The sequence below is a fragment of the Marinococcus halotolerans DSM 16375 genome (assembly GCF_000420725.1).
GTDB lineage: Bacteria > Bacillota > Bacilli > Bacillales > Marinococcaceae > Marinococcus > Marinococcus halotolerans.
This window is the reverse complement of sequence record NZ_ATVM01000048.1, coordinates 1-3,175: the sequence shown is the minus strand read 5'-3', so window position 1 is coordinate 3,175 and position 3,175 is coordinate 1. Positions and strand designations below refer to the sequence as shown.

The 3,175-nt window shown below is 43.3% G+C and carries 5 protein-coding genes; 3 read left to right on the top strand and 2 right to left on the bottom strand.

The features are described 5' to 3' along the window. Positions 1–170: 170 nt before the first annotated feature. From G548_RS0116740 to G548_RS0116730, 3 genes are read left to right on the top strand one after another with little or no spacing between them, the layout of a single operon-like run. Entirely contained in the window at positions 171–692 is a 522-nt protein-coding gene (locus tag G548_RS0116740; RefSeq protein ID WP_022795288.1) for a GNAT family N-acetyltransferase, read from the top strand. Positions 693–711: 19 nt separating this feature from the next. Further along, the gene (locus tag G548_RS0116735) at positions 712–1,299 is read left to right on the top strand and encodes a recombinase family protein (RefSeq protein ID WP_022795287.1); all 588 of its coding nucleotides are present in this window, start codon (positions 712–714) and stop codon (positions 1,297–1,299) included. A 39-nt stretch (positions 1,300–1,338) separates the two neighbouring features. Next, entirely contained in the window at positions 1,339–1,632 is a 294-nt protein-coding gene (locus tag G548_RS0116730) for a hypothetical protein (RefSeq protein WP_022795286.1), read from the top strand. 151 nt (positions 1,633–1,783) lie between these two features. Here G548_RS0116730 and G548_RS0116725 read toward each other — a convergent pair whose 3' ends face one another. Together G548_RS0116725 and G548_RS19555 are read right to left on the bottom strand one after the other, a co-directional pair. Continuing rightward, on the bottom strand, positions 1,784–2,776 hold the full coding sequence (locus G548_RS0116725) for a S66 family peptidase (RefSeq protein WP_027847510.1): 993 nt from the start codon (positions 2,774–2,776) through the stop codon (positions 1,784–1,786). Positions 2,777–2,923: 147 nt separating this feature from the next. Beyond that, positions 2,924–3,175, bottom strand: a 252-nt coding sequence (locus tag G548_RS19555; protein WP_027847509.1) for a hypothetical protein, incomplete at its 5' end; no start/stop codon positions are given.

Sequence of the window (3,175 nt, the reverse complement as noted above, 5' to 3'; positions counted from 1 at the left end):
TTAACTTCTGGACAATACTCGAAACACCCCGTTTTTGACAAAAAAAACGGGGTGTTTTCTATCTAAAAGTTCGTCTATAATGAAAAGTACAATAGATTGCAGACTTTTAGACAAATTATACTTCATCCTCAATAAGTAAAACACAGTTCCTTAAAAGGAGAACAACCATCATGTTTACGCTCACCAGTCCGCGACTGATGTTTCGAAATTACACCGAACAAGACCTCGATTTTCTTCAGGGAATGTTGGCTTCGCAGGAAATGATGCAATATATCGGCCAGGGGTCGACGAAAACCCATCAGGAAACGGCACAATTTTTACAATGGATATTTGGCCATTACGAGGAGGATGAACGGCTTGGTTTAAAAGTTATTGAGCATGTGCCAACAAACATGCGGATTGGCCATGCAGGTATTGTTCCTCAAATGCTGCAGGGTCAGCGCCATTATGAAATTGGTTATTGGATCATTCCGGAAGCGCAGAGCAATGGTTACGCAAAAGAAGCAGCCCAGGCGTTTTTTCGTTTTGGAAAAACGAACCTCCAATTGGAAAAAATGATCGCACTTATTCAACCGCAAAATAAGTTTTCCGTCCAGGTAGCCAGAAGCTTGCCTATGCAGTTGGAAGTAGAAGAGCAATTCAATGGCCAGCAGGTTCATATTTACTCGAATATTTCTCTGGATCACAAATAAATGCATGGAGGAGTTAGCAATGGCTCAACGTATTGGCTATGCACGCGTATCGACCTTTCACCAGGATTTCAGCTCCCAGCAGCAATTGTTGGAAGAAGCCGGCTGCGTTCGAATCTTTACCGAGAAAGTGACAGGAACAACGACGACTGAACGAGAACAATTACAAGAAGCCATTCGTTACGCCCGTCCGGGTGATACCCTGGTGGTGACGAAAATTGACCGTCTGGCCCGTTCCATTATTGATCTGAACAACATCGTTCATGAGCTGGCTGCGGAAGGTATTTCGGTGTTGTTTTTGAAAGATAACATGGAGTTTCATGCCGGCGGGGATACGAATAGCATGCAGACGCTGCTGTTTAACGTGTTGGGGAGCTTTGCCCAATTTGAAGCAGAGCTGATTCGGGAGCGCACTACGGAAGGACGAGAACGTGCGAAAGCCCAGGGCAAGCACATGGGCCGCCCGGGCCAATCGGATAAAGCCGTTCAGCAAGCCCTCCAACTATTCGAAAACCGGGCCACTAATAACATGAGCGTGAATGATATCGTGAAAGTGACGGGCGTTCCCCGTTCGACCATTTATGCTAAAAGAAAACGAGATGGAGCGTAGCTCGGTGCTGTGTTTCTTTCTCTGAAGGATCTGATACTTATGCCTTCACCAATAATGTCCATTGCGATTTGGAATATTCTCCTGGTGGGAACGCTCGTGTATCTTTCTCTTACCTTGCCGATCGAGTGGTTCACCCCATTCACGCAGGAAGGTTCTTTTTCTCTCTATCAGAGCATCTCCGGGATCTTCCTTGTGATGTTTCTCCTTGTCCTGTCGGGTTTGGTTGCGCCACTCCTATCTCTGAAACTAAAAAAGCTTCATCTGGTTATTCTATCCCTTCTGCTGTACTTATCCATGGCCATTGAAACGGTGCTCTTCGCTTTTGTTTTTTAAAGCCAGAAGGAACAAAAAGATGCCTGAAGGAATATATCTCCTTAGGCATGCATGACCCTCTTAGTCATTTACATCATTGCGCTTATCGGTAGTTAATCACTTTGTCTTCATATTTTACGATTTTTAAAAATATCGATGAAAATATCAGGAATTACAACCAATCTTCCGTACAATAAACGGTTTTGGCTCTGGTATTTAAAGCCACCTGTTTCCCGATTGCTAAGGGGTGCATCGGGTGCGTATGGCTGGTATCGAAATCGGCTAGAATAGGAATGTTCTTTCCGTCCAGTTGTTCCAATAGAAGATCTATGGGCTTGTTCCCAGTGCCAAGATCGTCATATCTTTCATGCTTTCCTAAAATAATGCCAGATACCTTCTCGAAGATGCCATGCATTTTCAGCATTGCAAAATTTTTTTCGACGATGGCCGCATCTTTTGCGCTGTCCTCGATGAGCAAGATATCGCCGTGATGAATGGTGGGAAAATAATCGGTACCAATACATCCATACATGGCATTTACATTCCCACCGATGAGTCTTCCTTCCACGGCATGAGGATTTCTTGCCGTCCATTCATTCGGATACAAGGTTTTGGTGGTCGTTTTATCCAACCAGTTCACCGGTTCATCCGACCAATATGGAGGCATAGGAATCTCGTAAGGCAGGGATGGCGCACTCATAAAGTAGTTCTCGAAATGCGACCACGTATCATGAACCAGGGGCGCCCACTCGCCAAAAGAAGGAATGAGTGCTGGTCCGTAGTACGTCGTTATATTCGTTTTATGATAAAGAGCTAGAAGAATGGCAGTCGTATCGGAATAACCAACGACAAACTTGGGATGGTTGTAAAAAGCATCATAATCGATATATGGCAAGAGACTGTTGGAATTGCTCCCACCGATGGTTGCCATTATCATCTTAATATCTGGATTTCTTAACAATTCATTTAATTCCTCAGCCCGTGCCTTGGGCGATCCTGACCGATAGGATTCTGCTTTTCCGGTTAACATTCCTTCGATAATGATGAAACCTTTGCTTTCAAGAAAGGATTTCGCTCGTTCGAATCGCGTTCTGGCTGTGACTGTTGCGGGAGATGAAGGTGTAAAAATACCGATTTTATCCCCAGGACGTAATGGCAGCATCAAGGATTCCTTCTTTCTTCTATGTTTGGTTTCTTTTATCTCCATTCATACATTTCTGTATGTTTGTATGAAAAGCCAATAAGCGGATTGATTCCATAAAACATGCTCTCTCCTAATAAGTTGGAGAAGAGCATGTTTTAACGTCCATTTTTATGGAACGACAAAAAAACATACCGTATTGATGAGAAATAATCCGCCTAACGCCCACGCTACGATTATTTTTCCTATTCGATGCTTGTGATAAATATAGACAAGCGTAAACAAGATTGGCGTCACCGTACAGATAAATAGGACACCTTTAATCTTATCTTCTATCGTATAATGTGTCTGATCCAATAAAAGCATCAAATTCCATGAAATAAATAAAAAGATGCCGTATATATAAAGAACGGGTTTTGCACT